Source organism: uncultured Merdimonas sp. (assembly GCF_963929015.1).
Classification (GTDB): Bacteria; Bacillota; Clostridia; order Lachnospirales; family Lachnospiraceae; genus Merdimonas.
The window spans coordinates 46,335-63,991 of record NZ_CAWVHE010000014.1 but is presented as its reverse complement, the minus strand read 5'-3'; the positions used below and the strand labels follow the sequence as shown (position 1 = coordinate 63,991).

General features: G+C 50.9%; 16 protein-coding genes and 1 pseudogene. 15 read left to right on the top strand and 2 right to left on the bottom strand.

Features of this window, described 5'->3' with window-relative positions; genetic code table 11:
* Nucleotides 1-44: 44 nt before the first annotated feature.
* On the bottom strand, nucleotides 45-1,463 hold the full coding sequence (locus ABGT54_RS10330) for an MATE family efflux transporter (RefSeq protein WP_346664030.1): 1,419 nt from the start codon (nucleotides 1,461-1,463) through the stop codon (nucleotides 45-47).
* A gap of 126 nt (nucleotides 1,464-1,589) precedes the next feature.
* Between ABGT54_RS10330 and ABGT54_RS10325 the strand changes: the two genes are divergently transcribed.
* Entirely contained in the window at nucleotides 1,590-2,114 is a 525-nt protein-coding gene (locus ABGT54_RS10325) for a nucleoside recognition domain-containing protein (protein ID WP_346664029.1), read from the top strand.
* 15 nt (nucleotides 2,115-2,129) lie between these two features.
* On the opposite strand, the gene ABGT54_RS10320 is transcribed toward ABGT54_RS10325, so the two are convergent.
* Nucleotides 2,130-3,872, bottom strand: coding sequence for a DUF885 domain-containing protein (locus ABGT54_RS10320; RefSeq protein WP_346664028.1), 1,743 nt, complete (start codon nucleotides 3,870-3,872; stop codon nucleotides 2,130-2,132).
* A gap of 93 nt (nucleotides 3,873-3,965) precedes the next feature.
* On the opposite strand from ABGT54_RS10320, the gene ABGT54_RS10315 reads away from it, so the two are divergent.
* The 14 genes and pseudogenes from ABGT54_RS10315 (at nucleotide 3,966) to metG (ending at nucleotide 17,588) form a co-directional block, all read left to right on the top strand.
* A complete protein-coding gene (locus ABGT54_RS10315; RefSeq protein WP_346664027.1) occupies nucleotides 3,966-4,637 on the top strand; it encodes a response regulator transcription factor in 672 nt (223 codons plus the stop codon).
* Between the two features lie 18 nt (nucleotides 4,638-4,655).
* Nucleotides 4,656-6,029 (top strand): ATP-binding protein, encoded by a 1,374-nt coding sequence (locus ABGT54_RS10310; RefSeq protein ID WP_346664026.1) that lies wholly within the window; start codon nucleotides 4,656-4,658, stop codon nucleotides 6,027-6,029.
* 114 nt (nucleotides 6,030-6,143) lie between these two features.
* Complete coding sequence (locus ABGT54_RS10305) at nucleotides 6,144-6,401, top strand: AbrB/MazE/SpoVT family DNA-binding domain-containing protein (RefSeq protein ID WP_204909136.1); 258 nt, start codon at nucleotides 6,144-6,146, stop codon at nucleotides 6,399-6,401.
* Nucleotides 6,385-6,801, top strand: a complete 417-nt coding sequence (locus ABGT54_RS10300; RefSeq protein ID WP_346664025.1) for a putative toxin-antitoxin system toxin component, PIN family — start codon at nucleotides 6,385-6,387, stop codon at nucleotides 6,799-6,801. The genes ABGT54_RS10305 and ABGT54_RS10300 overlap by 17 nt, the downstream gene beginning before the upstream one ends.
* A gap of 154 nt (nucleotides 6,802-6,955) precedes the next feature.
* The gene (locus ABGT54_RS10295; RefSeq protein WP_346664024.1) at nucleotides 6,956-7,600 is read left to right on the top strand and encodes a PepSY domain-containing protein; all 645 of its coding nucleotides are present in this window, start codon (nucleotides 6,956-6,958) and stop codon (nucleotides 7,598-7,600) included.
* A gap of 27 nt (nucleotides 7,601-7,627) precedes the next feature.
* Nucleotides 7,628-8,731, top strand: coding sequence for a DUF362 domain-containing protein (locus tag ABGT54_RS10290; RefSeq protein WP_346664023.1), 1,104 nt, complete (start codon nucleotides 7,628-7,630; stop codon nucleotides 8,729-8,731).
* 23 nt (nucleotides 8,732-8,754) lie between these two features.
* Complete coding sequence (locus ABGT54_RS10285; protein WP_346664022.1) at nucleotides 8,755-9,303, top strand: prolyl-tRNA synthetase associated domain-containing protein; 549 nt, start codon at nucleotides 8,755-8,757, stop codon at nucleotides 9,301-9,303.
* 24 nt (nucleotides 9,304-9,327) lie between these two features.
* Complete coding sequence (gene nth / locus ABGT54_RS10280) at nucleotides 9,328-9,969, top strand: endonuclease III (protein WP_346664021.1); 642 nt, start codon at nucleotides 9,328-9,330, stop codon at nucleotides 9,967-9,969.
* Nucleotides 9,970-10,136: 167 nt separating this feature from the next.
* The gene (locus ABGT54_RS10275; protein ID WP_346664020.1) at nucleotides 10,137-10,670 is read left to right on the top strand and encodes an XRE family transcriptional regulator; all 534 of its coding nucleotides are present in this window, start codon (nucleotides 10,137-10,139) and stop codon (nucleotides 10,668-10,670) included.
* Nucleotides 10,671-10,711: 41 nt separating this feature from the next.
* Nucleotides 10,712-11,791: pseudogene (locus ABGT54_RS10270) on the top strand (ABC transporter ATP-binding protein); the annotation flags it as partial.
* Between the two features lie 501 nt (nucleotides 11,792-12,292).
* The gene (locus ABGT54_RS10265) at nucleotides 12,293-13,129 is read left to right on the top strand and encodes an ABC transporter permease subunit (protein ID WP_204909129.1); all 837 of its coding nucleotides are present in this window, start codon (nucleotides 12,293-12,295) and stop codon (nucleotides 13,127-13,129) included.
* Nucleotides 13,130-13,133: 4 nt separating this feature from the next.
* Nucleotides 13,134-15,029 (top strand): extracellular solute-binding protein, encoded by a 1,896-nt coding sequence (locus tag ABGT54_RS10260; RefSeq protein ID WP_346664019.1) that lies wholly within the window; start codon nucleotides 13,134-13,136, stop codon nucleotides 15,027-15,029.
* Nucleotides 15,030-15,258: 229 nt separating this feature from the next.
* Nucleotides 15,259-15,399, top strand: a complete 141-nt coding sequence (locus ABGT54_RS10255; RefSeq protein WP_346664018.1) for a hypothetical protein — start codon at nucleotides 15,259-15,261, stop codon at nucleotides 15,397-15,399.
* A gap of 185 nt (nucleotides 15,400-15,584) precedes the next feature.
* Nucleotides 15,585-17,588 (top strand): methionine--tRNA ligase, encoded by a 2,004-nt coding sequence (gene metG, locus ABGT54_RS10250; protein ID WP_346664047.1) that lies wholly within the window; start codon nucleotides 15,585-15,587, stop codon nucleotides 17,586-17,588.
* Nucleotides 17,589-17,657 lie beyond the last annotated feature (69 nt).

Here is a 17,657-nt window from a genome sequence, read left to right as displayed (position 1 = left end):
ATCCGTGTTTACTGGATATCTATGCACAGAGGAGCGTTTTTATGTCAGGATCTTAAGGCCTGCTCTTTGGAAGCGTTGTCCCGGCCAAGCCGTGGCCATACTGTAAACATCATAGTGCCAAAGCAGGCGATACCTCCCACAAAGTTGGAGATGGGCTCTGCCAGGAAGACACCGGTGGTGCCAAGTCCGGCTACGGTGGGCAGCCACAGGGTCAGCGGTATGACAATGACGGCCTTGCGAAGCAGGGAGAAAAAGATGGCGTGCCTGGAGTAGCCAAGAGCGACAAAGGTGGACTGTCCGGCAAACTGAAGAGCCATCATAAAGATCCCGAAGAAATAAATGTGCAGGGAGGGAACTCCGTATTTCAGCAGAGCCGGGTCACTGTTAAATACCCGGATAAAGGCGTGAGGGAAGAAAAAGATCAGTGCCCAGATCGCCAGGGTAAAGATGATGCAGGAAATGGTCATAAAGCGGATGGCCGCCTTTACCCGGTCGTACTTGCGGGCTCCGTAGTTAAAACTCATGACCGGCTGGCCGCTGTTGGAGAGGCCGTTGACCGGGATATTCAGGATTTCCCGCACGGAATTGATGACTGTCATGATCCCCACATACAGATCCCCGCCGTATTGCTGCAGGGTAGAGTTGCAGATGATCTGCACCGCGCTGTTGGTTACGGACATGATAAATCCGGAGGTGCCAAGGACAGAGATGTCTTTGACCAGCTGACCGTCCAGCCGCATGGAGGATTTTGTCAGAGGAATGATCGCTTTTTTTCCGGTCAGGAACCGGAAGACCCACACTGCAGAAACAAACTGGGACAGAATGGTGGCAAGGGCCGCTCCCCGGATGCCCATATGAAAGACAAAGATAAAGACCGGATCCAGGATCAGGTTCAGGACGGCTCCGATGGAGACCGTCAGCATGCCGGTAACGCCAAAGCCCTGAGCGTTGATAAAGTTGTTCATTCCAAGGCTTACCATGACAAAAATGGTTCCCAGAAGATAGATGGAAAGATAGGCGTCTGCATAGGGGAAGGTGGTGTCGCTGGCGCCAAAAAGATACAGCAAAGGTTTTTTCCAGATATAACAGAAGACAGAGAGGAGTACGCCTGTGATCAGAAGCATGGAAAAAGAATTTCCCATGATCCGTTGTGCTTTGGGGAGATTTTCCCTGCCTCTTTCTATAGAAAATAAGGGGGCTCCGCCCATCCCGAACAGGCTGGAAAATGCGGTGACCATAGTGATCACCGGCAGGGCCAGACCGATGCCGGTGAGGGCTTCGGTGGAGGTATGGGGCAGATGGCCGATGTAGATGCGGTCCACCACGCTGTAGAGAACATTGATCAGCTGGGCCAGGGTCATGGGGATGGCAAGTCTTAGAATTGCCCCGGAGACGCTGCCGGTTCCGAAGTCCTGTCGTTCCTGAGTGTTTCTGTCTCGTTCCTTTGTCCTATTCCCAATCATAAACATCCCCGCTTTGTTTCAACCTTCTAATAAGCAGTATAGACCTTCCGGACAGGATTTTCAATCATATGGTTTTTGCTTTTTTCATAGGATGATACTATAGCGAAACCGGGAAAGGATGAAGAAATGAAGGCTTTTTTGTATATTTCCAATATGATCGTGCCGCTTCTGATTTTTGGAATCCTGGCGTTTGGGATCCGTAAGGGGGTAAAGGTGTACGATGCCTTTACGGAAGGGGCAAAGGAGGGATTTTTGACGGTACTTAAGATCCTGCCTACACTGATCGGACTTCTGGTGGCTGTAGGAATTCTGCGGGCATCCGGGTTTCTGGATTTTCTGGCCGGGATGATCGGCAAAGTGTCCGGGCGGCTGGGATTTCCGGGAGAGCTGGTCCCGCTCTCCCTGGTGAAAATGTTCTCTTCCTCTGCAGCCACCGGACTTTTGCTGGATCTCTATAAAAAATACGGGACGGATTCCTTCCTTGGGCTTGCCGCATCCATCAGCATGTGCTGCACAGAGACGATCTTTTATACCATGAGTGTTTACTTTATGGCAGCCAGGGTGACCAGAACCCGCTATACGCTTCCCGGCGCTTTGCTGGCCACCTTTGCAGGACTTGCGGCCAGCGTGGTTCTTGCCGGAAAAATGTAAACGGTCAGAATACGGTCAGAAGAGATAATTTCGCAGCAGATCAAAGGATGCCGGACCGATTTCCAGGACTTTGCGGTGAAAGCGTTTCTGCGAGAAATCCTTTCCCCAGTCCTTTACGGCATCCTTTTTCAGTTCCAGAAATTCTACATAGCCAATGTAATATTTCAGATAGTTGGCCGGATCTGCCGCAATCCGTTCATAGACGTCCTTCACCGCGTCTGCGTCTGTGATCCCGTAGCTTTGGAAAAAGACCAGAGTATCGGAAAGGGACCAGCCGTCGTAGTGGATGCCCATGTCTGCCAGAGCGTAGATCCCAAGGATCAGAGAGCTGTTTTTCTGAAGGAGAGCTGCGTCTTTTTTGGAAATGGGCGCATAGTACCAGCTAAGCATTTCTGCATAAGTGGCCCAGCCTTCTGTATACCCTCCGTAATTTAGAAGGCTTCGTACCGGGTGCGGATCTGTGGATTGGTAGTAAGTCGTCTGATAGAGGTGCCCGGGATAGCCCTCATGAGCCAGGGTGGTAAAAAGAGTCAGATCATCGGGCATGTGCCCACGGTTGATGTAGATGACATTTTCCTGTGTGTTGTCAATGGGCGGGATCATATAAAAAGCAGGGCTTACATATGCTTCCAGAGACTCCTGGACATATTTGACCGTGACGGATGCGGAAGGGGGAGAAGGGAAATCACCTTTTAGCTTCCCGGCCAGGGTGGTAAGGATAGAAGCAGGATTGGAGTCCGAAAGAGCATATCCCTGCGTGCGGAAGCGATCTGAGGAAGGAGAGGAAGAGATCCTGTTTTCAGAATCCTGATACAGCTTTTGGAGCTCTGTGAGATCTTCGTTCATCTGCCGGACCGTCAGTTCCTTTAGTTCCGGGATGGAGCGGGAGCTTCCGGTTTCCGCGGCTGCCAGAGCCTGGTAATACGCTTTGCCCTCCGGCAGTCCGTTAAGACCTTTTTCATTGACGGATTTTTCTTTTAATGCGGACATGCCTTCTGCCAGCATAGAATAGGCCGGGAAAACTGATTGTTCCATGGCCTGCCGGTGCTGTTCCAGAAAGGCGTTTTCCTCCTTTTCAGAAAGACGCAGATCTTCCAGCCGGTTTTCAAAGGCGTCGTAGAGATAGCAGTCGTCGCCGGTTTCCCGAAAGGCGCGGCACTCTTCTGTCAGAGTATCGATGCAGGAAGCCGGCAGCAGAAGAGCTGCGTCCGCTTTTTCTTTTTCAAATGCCAGGATCGAAGAAAAATAGTCCGGCACCTGGCTAAGAAGCGTAAGATAATCCTTTACATCCTGCCTGTCATAAAAGGGATATTCAGAAAGCAGGATGGGAAGCTGGGACTGCATGCCTGTCAGAGGAGACAGGGGCTCTTCGTAGAGAAGAAAGGGCGCCGTCTTTAAAGAAGAAGATAAGTAATCGCGGAGGACGTCATAGGTGAGCCGGTTATCCGAAGAGAGCCGGCTGCGATTAAATTCCTCCATCTGACAGAGCATATTTTCCAGGGAAACGCACAGTTCTCTGGCATCGCAGTTGTAAGCCCCTAAGGAAACGGGAAGATCCTCCAGGTCAAATGTAGCAGGGTCTTTGAGTGTATAGTGGAGGTTCAGGGTGTTTCCGGATAATTCCTGCCGGAAAAAGGAAGACGCAAACGCTTCAAACCGTTGGTCTTCGTTCTGAAAAAAACACCAGAAAATGCAGGCACACAAAAAGAGAAGGCCTGCAAGAGAAGAGAAGATCAGGATGATCCTTTTTTTGGACATAGTACACCTTTTGGAGTTTTTTACATATATATGCAGAACTTTACTTTTCAGACCGGTTCCTCTATACTAAAACCAGTGAAAGGGTGAAATGCCATGAGGCTTTTGATTGCAGAAGATGAGAAAGATCTGAATCAGATTGTCAGTTCCAGGCTCAAGGCAGAGCATTACAGTGTGGACGCCTGCTTTGACGGGGAAGAGGCGCTGGATTATTTAAGAAGCGCCCGCTATGATGCGGTAGTGCTGGATATTATGATGCCGAAAAAGGACGGGCTGTCGGTGCTCCGCCAGATCCGAAGAAACGGCGATCAGACGCCGGTGCTGCTTTTGACGGCAAAGGACAGTATTGAAGACCGGGTGGCCGGACTGGACGCCGGAGCCAATGATTATCTGATCAAGCCCTTTGCCTGTGAAGAATTGCTGGCCAGGATCCGGGTGCTCCTTAGAAAACCGGAACAGGCGGCGGACGCCTGTCTGCGGGTGGGGGATCTGGAAATCCATACGGATACACACCAGGTAAAAAGAGGCGGAAAAGAGATCCGTTTATCCGGCAAAGAGTATGCGCTGCTCCGCTATATGGCACAGAATGCGGGGATTGTTCTTTCCAGAGAACGGCTGGAGGAGCATTTGTGGAATTTTGATTATGCAGGGGGCTCGAATGTGATCGATGTATATATCCGCTATCTCCGAAGAAAGATTGATGAGGGACAGGAGCAGAAGCTGATCCATACCGTCCGGGGCGCAGGATATGTGCTGCGGGAAGGATAAGGATGTGAGGGGATAAGGATGAATCGGTTATCTTTGAAAGTAAAACTGACAATGCTGTATACGTTCTTTATGATCCTGGTGACCTGCGCGGCTCTTGCGATCCTGTTTTCCTTAAGCAGCAGAGAGGTTTTGTCTTCCACAAGAGCAAAGCTGGAGAGACAGGTGCAGAACAGTACGGACGATGTGGGACTTAGGGATGGCGTTCCTGCGGTGAATAAGGATTTTTATTCGGTGGAGGATAATGTGTATCTGTCTTTGTATGATGAGACCGGATATTTTCTTCTGGGCAGAAATCCCCACGGCTTTGACAGCCGGCCGGAGATCCGGGACGGGCAGGTAGAGACCATCCGGGACGGAAATACCAGCTGGTATGTGTACGACATGTCATTCCGTCTGTCTCAGGAGAAGACGGTTTTCATCCGTGGCGTTACGTCCGTAACGGCGGCGGAGGAAAGCTACCGGGTGACCTTACGTCTTGCGCTGATCCTTCTGCCGGCCATGGTGCTGGCAACTGCTTTCATTGGCTATCGTTTTACCAGAAGGACGCTTCTTCCGGTCCGCAGGATCACCGCTACGGTGCAGAAGATCCGGGCGGACGCGGATCTTTCCAGGCGCGTGGGCGTACCGGAAAGCGGCGGGAAGAACCGGGACGAGATCTGCCAGCTGGCGGAAACGTTTGATCAGATGCTGGCCCAGCTGGAAGAGGCATTTCAGAGGGAAAAGCAGTTTACTTCCGATGTATCTCATGAGCTTCGCACGCCGGTCAGTGTGATCCTGGCACAGTGCGGAGAGTGCCTGTCGGACGAGACGTTCACAGAAGACCAGAAGAACCAGATCCGGCTGATCGAAAGAAAGGCAAGGGAAATGTCGGGGATGATCGGGCAGCTTTTGTTTTTATCCCGGGCAGACCAGGGCAGACAGCCGCTTCAGAAGGAAGAACTGGACTTAAGCGAGCTGACCCAGGTGATCACAGAAGAGCAGCAGATGGTGGCGGCAGAGACAGATCCAGAGATCGAGATCTGCCGGGAGATCATGCCGGGGATCCGGGCCTGTGTGGATGAGACCTTATATATCCGCTTGCTGGAGAATCTGCTGTCTAATGCAGTCGCCTACCGGAAGCCGGAGGGGAAGTGCCGGATCTGCGTGAAATTGACCGCTTCGGAGCAGGAGATTATTTGCCAGGTGGAGGACAACGGTATCGGTATCCGTCCGGAAGACCAGGAGAGGATCTGGGAACGGTTTTACCGGGCAGATCCTTCCAGGACAGAAGGCAATCACTCCGGCCTTGGACTTTCCATGGCGCGGTGGATCGCACAGGCGCATGGGGGAGAGATCCGGCTGGAGAGCCGGTTTGGCGAAGGCAGCCGGTTTCTTGTAATACTGCCCAGATGATGAAAAAGAGAGATTCTTTTTACAGGGACGAGTTTACTTTCCCTGATACAGGGGATATAATATAGACAGAAGTAAAGAAAACTTGAATTCTAAAGAATAGAAAGGGTGAATGGTATGAATCTGGCGAAAATTTCTGCAAATGGCCAAATCACTGTGCCGGTAGAAATCAGGCGACAGCTTGGGTTGAAATCAGGCGATAAAATTCTGTTTTTCCAAAAGCAGAATGGGGAGATTGTTGTCAGTAACGCTTCTGCTGCGGCTATCCGAAAAGCACAGGCCGCTTTTGCCGGAGCAGCCGAAGAACTGGGTGTGTCCAGCGAGGACGATATTCAGGCACTTGTAGACGAAGTGCGTTATGGAAAGGGACGGTAAAATGCGGATATTGGTAGACACAAACATCTTGTTTTCTGCATTGGTTTTCCCTCGTTCCAAACCGGCGCGGGCGTTATTCTATATTGCGGATCATCACGAAATGGTTCTGTGTGATCGCAATATTGCAGAGTTGCGAGATATTCTTGGGCGGAAAGCACCAAAGTATCTTCCGGATGCGGAAGTATTGCTGGCAGAGATGTCTTATGAGTTAATCCCTGCGGTAGACCATGCGGAAAAGCTGATACGTGATGCAAAAGATCAGCCGATCTTAAATGCGGCCATTGTGTCGGATGTGGACATTATCCTCACTGGTGATAAAGATTTTTTGAGTATGGATATGGAACATCCAAAAAGCATGACTGTTACACAGTTCTTTGAAAGTGAAGGCGTGGAAGATTGACCGCTGTGCCTTAGCCTTATCTCCTGGCCTGTCGTATGATCAAAAAAGAAAAAATTAATTTTATTTTTAATCTTCCTTTAATCTTTGCAGGTTATAGTAACCTCAACAAGAACAAAATAACAGAAAAATAAAAGACAGAAAGGGAGAATAAACTATGAAAAAATTATTAGCAATCACTGTATTAACACTGGCGGCAGCAGGCATCGTGACAGGGTGCTCCGGCAAGGATATCGGAAGAGACGCGGCTCTGGAGGCAGCGTTCAACGATGCAGGAGTCAGCGAATCCGACACCACCAGGCTGAAGGTTTCGGAGGACCGGGACGACGGAAGAAAAGTCTATGAGATCCAGTTTGATGTGGATAATACCGAATATGATTACGAGATTCAGGCATCGGACGGATCGATCTTAAGCTCCGAGACAGAGAACCGGGGGGGATCCGGGGTGCAGAGCAACGGTCAGAGTGGAGCCGATGATACAACCAGTCAGAATGGACAGAACGCTCAGAACAATGTGCAGGATGACGGCCAGAACACTCAGAACAACGGACAAAACAGTAATCAGGGACAGACAAATCCCCAGACGGGAAATGCGAATGTAGCAGTCAGCCGGGAACAGGCAATCGAGACCGCGCTTTCCAGAGTATCCGGAGCCACCGAGCAGGATATCCGCATGGAGCTTGACCTGGACGACGGCGTATACAAATACGAAGGCGACATTATTTACAACGGTATGGAATATGACTTTGAGATCGACGCCAATTCCGGAACCATCCTGGAGTGGAGTGAAGAAAGATTCTAAAAATAGTTTCAGAAAGAAGGAATGAAAATGGAAAAATCAAAGGTATACTTTACGAACATGAGGGCTTCCTTTCAGGAAAATCTTCCTCAGAAAATGCGGCGGCTGATGAAAACAGCAGGAATTGCTGACATTGATTTTGAAAACAAGTATACTGCGATCAAGATGCATTTTGGAGAGCCGGGGAATCTTGCATTCCTCCGGCCCAACTATGCGGCGGTAATGGCAGACCTGGTAAAAGAGCTGGGCGGGAAACCGTTTCTTACCGACTGCAATACCCTGTATGTAGGCGGAAGAAAGAATGCCCTGGATCACCTGGACTCCGCGTATAAAAACGGGTTTTCCCCGTTTTCCACAGGCTGTCATGTGCTCATCGCGGACGGGCTGAAGGGAACGGATGAAGAACTGGTGCCTATTGACGGAGAATATATAAAGGAAGCAAAGATCGGACGCGCCGTTATGGACGCGGACGTATTTTTGACGTTGAACCATTTTAAAGGACATGAAGCCACGGGATTTGGCGGAGCGCTGAAAAATATCGGTATGGGCTGCGGATCCCGGGCAGGAAAGATGGAGATGCACAGCGCCGGCAAGCCGTATGTAAAGCAGGAAAACTGCATCGGCTGCGGCAACTGTATCAGGGTCTGTGCCCACGACGCGCCGTCCATTACGGACCGCAAAGCTTCCATTGACCATGATAAATGCGTAGGCTGCGGCCGCTGTATTGGCGTCTGTCCCAAAGACGCGGTGCGGCCGGCAAGCGACGAGTCCAATGATATCCTGAACTGCAAGATTGCGGAATACAGCCTGGCAGTTTTAAAAGACCGGCCGCATTTCCATGTCAGCCTGGTCATTGACGTATCCCCCAACTGCGACTGCCATGCAGAAAACGATATCCCCATCGTTCCGGATGTGGGAATGTTTGCTTCCTTTGATCCGGTGGCGCTGGACCGCGCCTGCGCGGATGCGGTAAACCGCCAGCCGGTGATTGCGGACAGTCAGCTGGATCGGATGCCCCATGTACATCATGATCATTTTACAGATTCTGCGCCGGAGACCAACTGGAAAAGCTGCCTGGAGCATGCAGAGAAGATCGGCATCGGCACCCAGGAATATGAGTTGATCGAAATCTAAGACATCAGGAGGCCGGACAGCGTATGAAAGTGTATCAGGGAAGGCCTGAGAGCCTGGAAGGTAGAGAGGAAAAAGAGCGGGGAGTCTATGATCTGTTAGACTCTCTTAAGATTGCGTACGACAGAGTGGATCATGAGCCGGTGATGACCATTGAAGCCTGTCAGGAAGTGGACGAATCGCTGGGGATCGAGATCTGCAAAAACCTCTTTTTGTGCAACCGGCAGAAGACCCGTTTCTATCTGCTGGTACTGCCGGGAGAGAAAGCGCTTAAGACCGGGGAGCTGTCGAAGCAGATCCCCTCGTCCCGTCTGTCCTTTGCTTCCGGTGAGGATATGGAACGGCTGTTAAACGTAACACCGGGATCGGCCACGATCATGGGGCTGATCTTTGATCCGGAGAATCAGGTGCAGCTTCTGGTGGACGAAGAGCTTCTTGGGAGGCCATGGTACGCTTGCCACCCCTGCGTCAACACCTCCAGCATCCGGCTGAAAACAGAAGACGTATTCGGAAAATATCTGGAAGCGGTGCATCATGATTACATCAAGGTGACGCTAAGCGACGGGAACAAATAAAGGGAGACAAAAGAGGAGAATCTTATGACACAAAAGGCAAAGAAGGCGCTGGCACTGGAGATCATCCAGCGTCTGAAAGAAGAATATCCGGACGCCGGATGCACCCTGGATTATGACCAGGCCTGGAAGCTTCTGGTCAGCGTCCGGCTGGCAGCCCAGTGCACGGACGCCAGAGTCAATGTAGTTGTGGAAGGACTTTATGAAAAATATCCGGACGTGGCCTCTCTGGCAGCGGCGGACGTTGGCGATATTGAAGAGATCGTAAGGCCCTGTGGTCTCGGAAGAAGCAAGGCCAGGGATATCAGCGCCTGCATGAAGATCCTCCATGAGGAATACGACGATCATGTGCCGGATGATTTCGACGCGCTGTTGAAGCTGCCCGGGGTGGGCAGGAAGAGCGCCAATCTGATCATGGGCGATGTGTTCGGGAAACCGGCGATCGTTACGGACACCCACTGCATCCGTCTGGTCAACCGGATGGGGCTGGTGGACGGCATCAAAGATCCGAAGAAGGTAGAGATGGAACTGTGGAAGATCATTCCCCCGGAAGAGGGAAGCGATTTCTGCCACCGGCTGGTGTATCACGGGCGGGACGTCTGTACGGCCCGGACAAAACCGCGTTGCGACCAGTGCTGTCTTGCCGATATCTGTAAAAAGAAGATATAAAAAGAAAAACCGGCGGCGGGAATGTAAAATCCCTGCCGCCGGTTTTTTGTGCTAAATAAAAGAAAAATTACGGAAACATCTTGCAATATTTTTCCGCCTGTGTATAATGTGATTAGTTCGCTAATTTTTAACTAAAAGTATAGTATTAGAAAACCGGAGGTGAAAGTGTGGATATCGGAAAAAAATTAAAAGAGCTGCGTCTGCAGAATGATCTGACACTGGGGGATCTTGCATCCAGGAGCGAACTTACCAAAGGCTTCCTTTCGCAGGTGGAGCGTAACCTGACTACGCCGAGTATTGCCACACTTCAGGATATCCTGGAGGCGCTGGGAAGCAACCTGTCAGAGTTCTTCCGGGAGGAGGAAGAATCACAGATCGTATTTCAGACACAGGACTTTTTTGTGGATGAGCAGGAGGACTACACCATCGAGTGGGTGGTGCCAAACGCACAGAAAAATGAGATGGAGCCCATTTTATTTACGCTGCATCCCCACAAAAAGAGCCAGATCATATCCGCCTACCAGGGGGAAGAATTTGGCTATGTCCTGAAAGGAGCGGTGACCATCGTGCAGGGCGGCAAAAAGTACAGGGTAAAGGCAAAGGAGACCTTTTACATAGATGGATCCAGAAGCCACTACCTGTACAATCACGGCAGTACGGAGGCAAAGATCCTCTGGATCACCACGCCGCCCATGTTCTGATCGTGAGGATAGAAACGAATGAGAGTGAGAGGAGATGTGAGATGGAAGAGAAGAAGCTGATCGAGTTTCGCAATATCGTAAAAAGCTTTGATGGCCAGATTGTCTTAAAAGGCGTGAATCTGGATATTTATGAAAATGAATTTGTAACCCTCTTAGGGCCCAGCGGGTGCGGTAAGACGACCCTTCTGCGGATCCTGGGGGGATTCCTGGACGCAGATGAGGGAAGCGTGATCTTTGACGGAGAAGAGATCAGTAAAAAGCCCCCTTATGAGCGGGAGTTAAACACGGTATTCCAGAAATATGCCCTGTTTCCCCATCTGAGTGTCTATGAAAATATTGCGTTCGGGCTGAAGATCAAGAAGATGAGTAAGGACATCATTGATCAGAAGGTCATGAAGATGCTGCGTCTCATCGGACTGGAAGGATTTGAAGATAAGAATACCACCCTTTTATCCGGCGGACAGCAGCAGCGGGTGGCGATTGCCAGAGCCCTGGTCAACGAGCCGAAGGTGCTGCTGCTGGACGAGCCGCTGGCTGCGCTGGACCTGAAGCTTCGAAAGGAAATGCAGTACGAGCTGAAGCGGATCCAGCAGGAGGTAGGCATTACCTTTATCTTTGTAACCCACGATCAGGAAGAGGCGCTTACCATGTCTGACAAGATCGTGGTAATGAATCACGGCGAGATCCAGCAGGTGGGCACTCCGGAGGACATTTACAATGAACCTTCCAACCGGTTTGTGGCAAACTTTATCGGCGAGAGCAACATCCTGAAGGGACTCATGCTGGAGGATTACAAGGTACAGTTTGACGACATTACCTTTGACTGTGTGGACTTTGGATTCAAAGAGAAAGAGCCGGTGGACGTGGTGATCCGTCCGGAGGATATTGATATTGTGGACGTCAAAGACGGCAAGATGACCGGAGAGGTGTTAAGCGTGCTGTTTAAGGGTGTGCATTATGAGATTATCGTGGAGACGGTTCCCGGAACCAGCGTGACGGTCAATATGCGTGTCATCCAGAATCATGACGTGGCCAGCGAGGACGGCAAGGAAATGATCAGCGCCAGCAACTTCTATGTGGATATCGACGATGTGGAAGAGCTGGACGATAAAGAAGTCATTGCCCGCGCCAATGCCCAGGCCTGGGATCCTGAGACAGACGAGTACATATCCATCGCAAAACTGGAGTACGAAGTGGCAAAAGAAGAAGGCCAGTATCCGGTAGTGTTTGCAACCGCAGGCGGCACCAAAGTAGAGCGGACCATCTTTGTAGTGGACCAGCCTTTCGTGAAAAATGAGAAGGCAAATGAAGCGGTCATGGCCTTTAACTTTATCAAGACTGTAGACGAGATTACAGAGTCTCAGGCTCTGGATACAGATCTTAAGACCTGGGCCAATGCCCAGGGATGGAAACTCAGTGATGAAGAGCAGAGTGTGGACATCAGTGTGGATTATGATTTTGATCCGGAGAACATGAAGGAGGGCATTTATCCGATTACCTTCTGGACCACCGGACGGGAGTTTAAGATCCATACCACGGATTATTCCGAAGTGGGTCAGGAGGTCGGCCTGACATTCTTCCCGGAAGACATCCATGTTATGTCCAGGACGGGGTATTAAAACGTGAAACGCTTTTCACAGCTGGCCTGGCCGTATCTTGTATGGGCGGCGCTGATGCTGGTGCTCCCCATGGCTCTGATCGCGCTGTATTCCGTGATGGAGCCCGGCAACAGCATCATCTCCTTTTCCTTTACACTGGAGCATTACGTCAAATTTTTTACCGACCAGGATTTCTTATTGATCCTCTGGCGTTCGCTCCTGATCGCGGTTAAGACCACCATTATCTGTCTGATCCTCGGCTATCCCGTGGCATATTTTATTGCCCGCAGCCGGGAAAAAGTGCAGAATATCCTGATCTTATGCATCACCATCCCCATGTGGATCAACATGCTGGTTCGCACCTATGCCTGGATCGGCCTGTTAAGCGAAGGCGGCCTGATCCAGAGGATCTTAAGCCTCTTCGGCCTGGGGGACGGGGAACTTTTATACACGGAAGGGGCCGTGCTTCTTGGCATGGTATATAACTTCCTGCCGTTTATGATCCTGCAGATCCAGACCTCTTTAAGCAAGATGGATCATTCGCTTCTGGAGGCCAGCGCGGATCTGGGAGCAGGGCCGGTGCAGACCTTCGGGCGGGTGACATTGCCTTTGTCCCTGCCGGGTGTGATCAATGGCATCACCCTGGTATTTCTGCCTGCAGTCAGCTCCTTCTTTATCCCCAAGCTTCTGGGCGGGGGACAGTATTTCCTCATCGGAAATATGATCGAAAACCAGTTTATCACGGTTGGCGAGTGGAACTTCGGCAGCGCCATCTCTATGATCATGGCTGTGATCATGATGCTTCTGATGATGGCGGTCCGCAAGATCGAGATCCGCAACCAGGGCGGAAAGGAGGAGTAATCGGATGAACAAAGGAAAACGGCCTTTTGGGAAGATTCTGATGATCCTGATGATCCTGTTTTTCTATCTTCCCATTGGATATATGATTATTTTCTCCTTCAATGACGGAAAATCCCTGACCAGCTTTACCGGATTTTCCCTGCGCTGGTACCGGCACATGCTGGAATCCCAGGATATGATGGAAGCGTTGTATACCACGTTCAGCATCGCCATCCTGGCCACGTTTATCTCTACGGTAGTGGGAACCATTTCCGCCATCGGGCTTAGCAAGTCTAAGAAGGTGATCCGGAATGTGATGGATCAGGTAAACAATCTGCCCATGATGAATCCGGAGATTGTAACAGCCATCGGTTTTATGCTGCTGTTTATCACATTTAAGATTGAAAAAGGCTACATGACCATGCTGCTGGCTCACATTGCCTTTTGTATCCCTTATGTGATCCTGTCGGTAATGCCAAAGATCCGCAGCCTGGATCCCAACCTGGCGGACGCAGCCATGGATCTTGGCGCGACGCCCTGGCAGGCGCTTACCAAGGTGATCGTTCCACAGATCACGCCGGGCATCGTGTCCGGGGCGCTGATCGCATTTACCATGTCAGTGGATGATTTTATCATTTCCTATTTTGTAACAGGAAGAGGCGTCAAGAACTTAAGTATCGTGGTCTACACCATGAGCAAGCGGGTCAACCCCAGCATCAACGCCATTTCCACCCTGGTGGTAGTGATCATCACCATTGTGCTTGTTCTGATCAACCTGGCGCCCATCCTTGCGGCGAAGAGCAGGAAGGCGGAGACTGTGGGAAAAAGAAGAAGACTTCTGCCTGCGGCGGCAGCTGTATTTGCGGCAGCGGCAGTGGGGATCTGCGCGGTGAACCTTGGAGGCGGCGGTTCCAACCGGCCCTTTGAAGGACAGACCCTGCACATCTACAACTGGGGTGAGTACACCGGCGAAAATATCATCGGCGACTTTGAGGAAGAGACCGGCGCATCTGTGGTCATGGAGAACTTTGATTCCAATGAGCAGATGTATATCAAGGTGGCAAACGGGGAGTCCTACGACATCCTGGTGCCCAGCGATTATATGATCCAGAGGCTCATTGAGGAAGATCTGCTTCAGAAGCTGGATCCGGAGAAGATCACCTGCATGGATCTTCTGGCAGACGCGGTGAAAGGCCTTCCCTATGATCCGGGAAATGAGTATTCTGTTCCTTATTTCTGGGGAACCGTGGGAATCGTCTATGACAAGAACAAGGTGGACTTAGAAGACCTGGAAAAAGAAGGATTCAACATTTTCCTGGATGAAAAGTATAAAGGGGATGTGTATCTCTATGATTCGGAGAGAGATTCCTTTATGATGGCGCTGAAAGCTCTGGGATATTCGATGAATACAGAGAATGAGCAGGAGCTTCAGGAGGCCTATGACTGGCTGGTACAGTGCGTGGAGACCATGGATACGGAGATCGTGACCGACGAGATCATTGACAACATGGCCCAGGGAAGAAAAGCGCTGGGACTGATCTATTCCGGAGATGCGTCTTATGTGATGGCGGAAAATCCGGACATGGGATACTATATGCCGGAGAGCGGGACCAACCTGTGGTCAGACGCCATGGTGATCCCGAAGAACGCCAAGAACCCGGAGCTGGCCCATGCATTTATCAATTATGCCAGCGAGTATGACGGGGCGTATGATAACTCCAGTTATGTGGGATATACTTCCGCAAACCAGGAGGTCATGGACGCATTGTCCGGCGAGGGCGGAGATTACGAGGGCATCAATGCTTACATTCCGCGGACTGACAATGAAAATGACGAGGTATTCGTCTATAATGAAGATACCAAAAAGATCATCAGCGATTTGTGGAGCCGGGTAAAGATCGCGGCCAGCAACGCAGGATAGAGGAAAAGGGGATTTTCCGGTGGAAAAGGCGCCGGCAAAATCCCCTTTTGCGTGGAAGAGCAGCAGATGGGAAGCAGGAATAGGGAAAGTCCTTGACATCCCGCCTTTTTTTATGCTACGATTTGAGACGTAGCAGGCGGCAGATGTCTGCGGCTTAGTATTATTAAAATCAGGAAACGCTGTGAAAAAGAGAGTATGCCGGCGAAGGATCTTACAGAGAAGTTCCGGAATGCTGAGAGGAACGGATGACGAAACCGGCGGAAGATGGCTTTTGAGCGGTGCGGGTGAGCCTTGCGGCGTCGTTGAAGAGGTGTGCGCGGCACAGTGTGCGGCATGCTTCGGGTACAGAGATTGTGCCTGGAACGGCTAAGCAGGTAAGCCGGCAAAGGGTCCGCCCTTTATCGCGGAAGGTGTCCTGGAAAATATTTTGAAAAATGTCTTGAAAAATGTTTTGAAAAATAGCAGGGCACTTGCCAAGGTCTTTCGGCCGCGAGGCGAAAGACGAACAGAAGTGGTACCACGGGAGAGATCCCGTCTTCTCTGATATTTCTACTAATATGGAAAGATCAGAGTTTTTTTATTTTGTGGAAAAGGAGAGAATGTGTTATGGAAAAGCAGAAGTATTATATTACGACTGCCATTGCGTATACCTCCGGGAAGCCGCACATCGGCAACACCTATGAGGCGGTTCTGGCGGATGCAATCGCAAGGTACAAAAGAAGCCGCGGCTTTGACGTGTTCTTCCAGACAGGAACCGATGAGCACGGACAGAAGATTGAGCTGAAGGCAGAAGAGGCGGGAGTCACTCCGCAGGAATTCGTGGACGGGGTGGCAGGCGAGATTCAAAATATCTGGGATCTTATGAACACCTCTTACGATAAATTTATCCGGACCACGGATAAGGATCATGAAAAACAGGTACAGAAGATTTTCAAAAAGCTGTATGAGCAGGGAGACATTTACAAAGGTTCTTATGAGGGACTTTACTGTACGCCCTGCGAGTCGTTCTGGACAGAGTCCCAGCTGGTGGACGGCAAATGTCCGGACTGCGGCCGTGAAGTGAAGCCTGCCAAAGAAGAGGCTTATTTCTTCCGTATGAGTAAATATGCGGACCGGCTGATCGATTATATCAACGAGCATCCGGAGTTTATCCAGCCCGTATCCCGGAAAAATGAGATGATGAATAACTTCCTGCTTCCGGGACTGCAGGATCTGTGCGTGTCCAGAACATCCTTTACCTGGGGCGTGCCGGTGGATTTTGATCCCAAGCATGTGGTTTACGTGTGGCTGGACGCCCTCACCAACTACATTACCGGCATCGGTTACGACTGCGACGGAGAAAGTTCCGAACTGTTCAAGAAAAACTGGCCTGCGGATCTCCATCTGATCGGAAAGGATATCATCCGGTTCCATACCATTTACTGGCCGATCTTCCTGATGGCGCTGGATCTGCCGCTGCCAAAACAGGTATTTGGACACCCATGGCTTCTGCAGGGGGACGGCAAGATGAGCAAGTCCAAGGGAAATGTGCTGTATGCCGACGAACTGGTGGATTTCTTTGGCGTAGACGCGGTGCGTTATTTTGTGCTGCATGAGATGCCATTTGACAATGACGGCGTGATCACCTGGGAACTGATGGTAGAGCGGATGAACGCAGACCTTGCCAATACGCTGGGCAACCTGGTGAACCGGACAATTTCCATGACCAACAAATATTTTGGCGGAGTGGTTACAGATAAAGGCGCGGCCGACGAGACGGAAAAAGGATTCGACAACGATCTGAAAGCCATGACCGAAGGGCTGGCCGGAAAAGTGGATGAAAAGATGGATAAGCTCCGGGTGGCAGACGCCATCACCGAGATCTTCAATCTCTTCAAACGGTGCAACAAATACATCGACGAGACCACGCCCTGGGTACTGGCAAAAGACGAGGCGAAAAAAGACCGGCTGGAAACCGTGCTGGCACATCTGATCGAAAGCATCAAAGTCGGCGCAAAAGAACTGGCGTCCTTCATGCCGGACACTTCCGTTAAGATCCTGGAGCAGCTGGGCGACGGAAAAGTCACAGAGAAACCGGAGATCCTGTTCGCAAGACTGGATCTTAATGAAGTTATGAAAAAAGTCGAAGAACTGCATCCCGCGGCAGATAGCGCAGACGACAGCGCGGCAGACGCAGACGGCGGGGCAGACGGCGCGGCGAAGGAAGAAGCCGTCATCGACATCGAGGCAAAGCCGGAGATCACTTTCGAAGACTTCGAGAAAATGCAGTTCCAGGTAGGCGAGATCATAGCCTGCGAAGAAGTAAAGAAGTCCAGAAAACTTCTCTGCTCCCAGGTTAAGATCGGCAGCCAGGTAAAACAGATCGTATCCGGCATCAAAGCCCACTACACCCCGGAAGAAATGGTGGGCAAAAAAGTCATGGTGCTGGTCAATTTAAAACCGGCCAAATTGGCAGGCGTACTGTCCGAAGGCATGCTTCTGTGCGCGGAAGACGCAGACGGCAGGCTGGCGTTGATGACACCAGAAAAAGAAATGCCCGCAGGGGCGCAGATCAGCTAATCATTGGGGACGGGGGATTTCCAGAAATCCCCCGTCCCCAATGAAAGGTGTTGTGGAAAATGTGGATTA